The organism is Leeuwenhoekiella sp. CH_XMU1409-2, assembly GCF_037029365.1.
Taxonomy (GTDB): domain Bacteria; phylum Bacteroidota; class Bacteroidia; order Flavobacteriales; family Flavobacteriaceae; genus Leeuwenhoekiella; species Leeuwenhoekiella blandensis.
Genome location: NZ_JAYMEI010000017.1, coordinates 83,080 through 89,079 on the forward strand (window position 1 = coordinate 83,080; position 6,000 = coordinate 89,079).

The 6,000-nt window shown below is 38.0% G+C and carries 1 protein-coding gene; it reads left to right on the plus strand.

The window, feature by feature from the left end; genetic code table 11:
- Window positions 1-760 precede the first annotated feature (760 nt).
- On the plus strand, window positions 761-6,000 hold a 5,240-nt coding region (locus tag WA338_RS15990), incomplete at its 3' end, for an Ig-like domain-containing protein (RefSeq protein ID WP_336094142.1).

A 6,000-nucleotide genomic window follows, 5' to 3' on the forward strand; every position in this document is an offset into this window, starting at 1 on the left:
TCATTTTTGCCACAAATTACTATGTTTTGTAAGTTTTATCTTTAATGCTTCTTACTTGTATGAACTACTAATGTGTATTTTATCGATTAATGTGTGCTTATGTCTAAAAACCATCAAGCTTTTGTCTTTGCGCTTAATCGATTAATATATTTGTTGTCCCAACTTAAAATACGTTTATAAATTGATCAGTAGAGCTATTTCTTATTGACGCAGGCGTGTATTAAGTTGATTCTTCTCCACTTTAAGGTAAAGGGTTTTACGATAAGCATTCTTGAGCTATTTAAGCAAGAAACTTGATCATCAATTGAAACATTTGTTTTGTTCAATACGTATACTCGCAAAGTATACTTTAAATCGAATATTATTAAAACAACTTTACCAATCTTTTCAATCACGCATTGGCTAAAAAAAGCGAGCTATGAAGCTATGCTTACAGGCTTTGGTAGGGTAGCTTTTCAAATAATTATTCACGTATTTAAAATGATAACGAAGAACTATGTAAAATATTTTGTGTCGTTATCTGCTTTTATAAATCTAGAGTGCGTTGCAGCTACTAGGGATTTGGTGAGGGATTTATTTTGCAAACTCAAGGTCCAGACATTGGAGTCGAGCATTTTAAACAATAAGAATATAAATAACGGCTTAGCTTCCCAAAGTTTAGCAGTATTAACGTTAAAGCATAGATGATAGGGATGTGTTTGAATGAGATGGTTTTTTGTCTCTCAAGTACAGGTGATTCCAACTTCAAATAGAATAATATATGAAATATAAAACTACTCCCACTTACGCAAAGTGTATCCAGCGCTTTGTGATGTTTTTATTTTTGAACCTTTTAGCATTGGGTGTTAATGATACACTTTATGCTCAGTGTGATGGGTATGATGAGGTGTCTGTGACCTCGGGAAATTACACATTTCAATCTGGGGAACGCTATGCGTTTAAAAGTGCTACGCCAACAACAATTACATTAAGCGATGTGACGTTTCAAAACGGAACTGCTGTTTGTGTTGGTCCTAATGTCACTTTGATCATTCAGAACAATATTAATGCTTCTGGAGCGGTAACATTGAATGTTGAAGGAATCTTGCAATTCAATCAGGCGATAAATTTTAATGCTAATCTTGATATGACTATTGCAGAAGGTGGTGTTTTTCAAACCGGCAATAACGGTACTGTTGATTTTAACATAGGAGGGTCTGGAGTAAATAGAATATTGAATAGTGGAGAGGTTAAAGTGGGAGTCTTAACCTTTGCTAGCGGATCTTCTACTAACACTATTGATAATTCAGGAACGTTTACTATTTCTAGAAATATTAATATCTCTGGAGATACAGAGTTTCGTAATCAAAAAGATATTTATGTAGGGGCTAGTTTTAACTGTAATGCTACCAGTGTATACGTAAACTGTGGGGTTATAGAGACGGCTACAGGTTTTAATCTAGGTGGTGGTCGTGTAGTAAATACGGGTTCTTTTATTTCAAATAACGGTTCTATAGATTTTGGAAGTAGCACCGCGCGATTTGAAAATTATGGAATAGTACAAGTAGAACAAGTTAACTTTTCTGGGGTCGATAGTTCTTTATATGGTGGTTTTTATAATGAAGGTAGTGTTATATTAGATAATAATTTTCAAGCTTCAGGGAATATTTTAGGGCCTACAGATAATTCTAAACTTGGTTACTTTGAGTTGGCTAATGCGTCAACTTTAAATAGTGGAACTATTGGACCGAACCTTAATTTCAAGAGAACTACAGGTCCTTCTAATGCAACTTCTGTTTTTGGAAGTAATGCAGGTAGCTTAACTATTTTATCTGGAGTTGTTTATGATTGTGAGTCAGGAACTTGTGCTGCTGAGAAAGTTTCTGCAGGTCTTCCTTGTCCTGATCTTTCTGGTAACTTCCCTGCTATTTCTTTGGTTAAGACTGGTGTTTTTCAAGATGAAAATGGAGATGGCAGAACTCAAGTAGGTGAGACTATAGATTATACTTTTGAAATTACAAATACCGGTCAAAAAGTACTTAGAGATATTGTTATTGAAGACGGTAAGCTTGGTCTGGGTACGTTAAGTGTACCTGGAACATTAGATCCCGGGGAATCCACTACAGCAACAGCATCTTATTCAGTAATTGCAGCTGATTTGACAACAGGTTCAGTCTATAATGAGGCTACAGTAAGAGGGATTGATGAATTAGATACAGAGGTTTCTGCTACCGATGATTTTACGGTGTTCTTTAATAACTATTGTTCTGGGGTAGATACAGACGGTGATGGGATACCAGACAATTGTGATGATGATGATGACAATGATGGTATTCTGGATGCTGACGAAGGAAATTCTTCTGTAGCTGTATTAGCTAATCCTAGTCAAGCAACGGTAAATGATTTAAATAATACAGGGACAGGACTATTTGAGTTAAATGTTCCTGGACCGGCATCTTTAGCTAGTGGAGGTGTTAGAGTAAGTGTTTTAAGTTATAATAACTCAAATCCTAACCCTAATAAATGGCGTATTTTTCAGCCTGTTCTTGATAACGGGATAATTAATATAAACGGAGGTGATGTTGAGTTTGCTACAGAATATCTAGATGTTATTAATGGTATTCCAAGAACTGTAGAGTTTGATTATGGGCAATCAGCAAGCGAACTTTCTACGACTACCTCAAAATATAGATATGTTGTAGGGATCGCAGGTTTAGGTGGTCCTTCTACGCGAGATGAACTGGGTGTTGATATTGCTAATGTTACCCTAAGGGTTATTGGTAATGTTGATGTTTTTGATACTGATACTTATTCGACTTTTGCTGGTAATACACCGCCTGAAAGAAATACCTTAGGTAATACAATTACATCTTCAGAACCACGAGTTTTTCAAGGGTATACGTTCTTTTATATCGACGACGAAGATGTTTCTAAATTTGAGATCGAATTTCAGAATGAAGATCCGCACGGAATCATTTTTGGAGTACTTGAAGAGCGATTTAGAGATACAGATGGTGATGGAATTGTAGATTCTAAAGATGTAGACTCAGATAATGACGGTTGTCCTGATGCTATTGAGGGTGCGGGATCTTTTAATAAAACGCATCTTACGGCAGACTTGAATCTTGCTAATACACCAGACGGTGTTGATGAATTTGGGGTGCCTACTATAGCAGGTTCACCTCAAGGGAATACACAGGCGGTTATAGATGATTCGATTTCTGCTTGTTACGTTCCAACCGCAATCGACGATGAAAGACAAGTAAGTCTAAATACATCCTTGAATATTGATGTCTTGGCAAATGATGATTTTGGAGGGGATGGTCCATCTGAGACACAGCCATTAATTATAACCGAACAACCTGCAAATGGATCGGTCGTTTTAAATGACAATGGAACTCCTTCAAACTTGGCAGATGACACTATAGTTTATACACCAAACCAAGACTATGATGGTGTTGATACGTTTAAGTATAAGATTGTTGATCTGGATGGTGACGAGAGCGAAGCAACTGTAGAGATAACAATTTCTGATGTTATTGTGGTGCCTCCTGGAGAACGTGGGTGTGATTGTGCGCCATTATACAGCAGTACTAATTTCAAAAACCCAACCTTGGTCTCTGGCTCAAGTGGTCAAGTAGGTGCGGTGTATAGATTTTCAAATGTATTTTTAGATAGCCCTGAACCTATTGATGCATTAGTGCGAATTGAAGCGATGCGCAATGGAGCAACGCTTGCTAATATTGATGTGACTGGAGATGGTGTAGATTCAAACTTTCAGCCACAATTAAACAGTACCAACAACGGAGATCAAAATATTGAATTTGATATCACTTTTGTTGAGTCTGGAGGAACTTATGGCGATGAGGTTGTGATTTCATTTTTTGCTACGCCTTTCGACATTGATGGAGATAGTGTGCAGACAAGAGAGTATGCAGAGCTTACGCTTTCTGATGCGTATTATCAATCAGGAAATACACTCATCAATATTGAGCGCAGACCTAATTCAGTAAGGGGAACCGCTGTAAATGCGAGTACCGCGCCAGGTGGAGATATCTCTACCGATCCACGCTACACGTTTAGTACTTATTATGAAGGAAGATCTTCTCTTAAATATATTATAGGGAAGCAAAACGGAAATATAGATCGTTTCTACTCTTTAGCTTTTAGTAATGCAAATTATACCAATCCTCAATCTTATATTGTTACTGCACCTGTAATTTGTGGTAATGTTTCAGATGAAGGAGGTCAGCCTTTAAGCGGAGTTAGTATAAAAATTGAAGGAAGTGATGGTAGCTCTACAACTTTGACTACCAATTCAAATGGTGATTATCGATATGCTACCGCGATTCCGTCGGCATTAGTAGATGTTGTTTATACAATTATAGAAACTGATTTGGATGGTTATGTTAGTGTTGATGATGCTGAAGGTGATCCTACCGATAATGTGATTGTACGCACCATCAACTTGATCTCGTCTTGTCAAAATAATTTTGTTGATGATGGTAGACCTGAAGCTAATGACGATAGTGCAGAAGTAAGTCCGTTGCGTCCGGTTCAACCTATTGATATTGATGTTCTTGCTAATGATAATTTTGGTCCTGATGGTCCGTCAACAGGAGCTATTACTACTGTATCTCAACCTAGTCTAGGTAGTGCAGAAGTAAATAATGCAGGTACACCAAACGACCCAACAGATGATTATATAACGTACATTCCTCCGTCTGAAAATTTAGTTACAGTCACCTTTAAATATCAAATATGTGATGAGGATGGGGATTGTGATGACGCGCTAGTTACTGTTACTGTTAGTGATGATAATCCGATTGCTGAAGATGACAACTATACCGTTTCTGAAGACTCTCGGGATAATGTATTAGACATATTATCAAATGATTACTTCGGAAATGATGGTGCTGGTTCAGTTTCAGTACTTTCTGGTCCTGCAAATGGTGTTGTTGTTCTTAACGATAATAATACACCTGGCGATGTTTCAGATGATTTTTATGAGTATACTCCAAATGCAGATTTCTTTGGTACTGATTCATTCCAATATCAGATATGCGATGGAGACACGCCTGTTGGAGATCGCGATTGTGACGTTGCAACTGTAACTATTCTTGTTGAGGCAGATCCTACGCTTTCAGTTGACCCTGTAACGGTTACCGAAGGAGATCCACTTACTTTTACATTTAGTATAAATACAGTTTCTGCTGAAGACATTGTTATTAATGTAAATACATCAGATGATACAGCTATTGCAGGACTTGATTATACAGCTGCAGTAAATCAGTTGATTACTATTCCTGCTGGTCAGCTATCTGTTGATTTTGTAGTGAATTCGCTTGAGGATCAAATTTACGAAGTAGCAGAGTCGTTCAATATTTCTGGTGCGGTTCAAACGAATAATACAAGAAATTTAAATGTAGCCACCACCGGAACAATTACCGATAATGACGGCGATGCTCCAACATTGAGCATTTCAGATGTAAGTGTAGTTGAAGGCGTAGATGCAGTTTTTGCGGTAAGCCTCAATAAACCAAGTTTTGAGTCGATCACGGTAGCCCTTGCTACAGCTGAAGGAACCGCTTTAGATCCTGAGGATTACACGGGTTATAGCGGAGGGTCGATCACTTTTGCACCTGGTGAGACGAGTAAAAATATTACCATCGCAACCATTGATGATGCGATCTATGAAGTAACTGAAAACTTCACTTTAAATGGAGAGGTAACTTCAGGCACCACAGTAAACACAACCGCTAGTGGAACCGGAACGATCACCGATAATGATGGTGATGCTCCAACATTGAGCATTTCAGATGTAAGTGTAGTTGAAGGCGTAGATGCAGTTTTTGCGGTAAGCCTTGATAAACCAAGTTTTGAGTCGATCACGGTAGCCCTTGCTACAGCTGAAGGAACCGCTTTAGATCCTGAGGATTACACGGGTTATAGCGGAGGGTCGATCACTTTTGCACCTGGTGAGACGAGTAAAAATATTACCATCGCAACCATTGATGATGC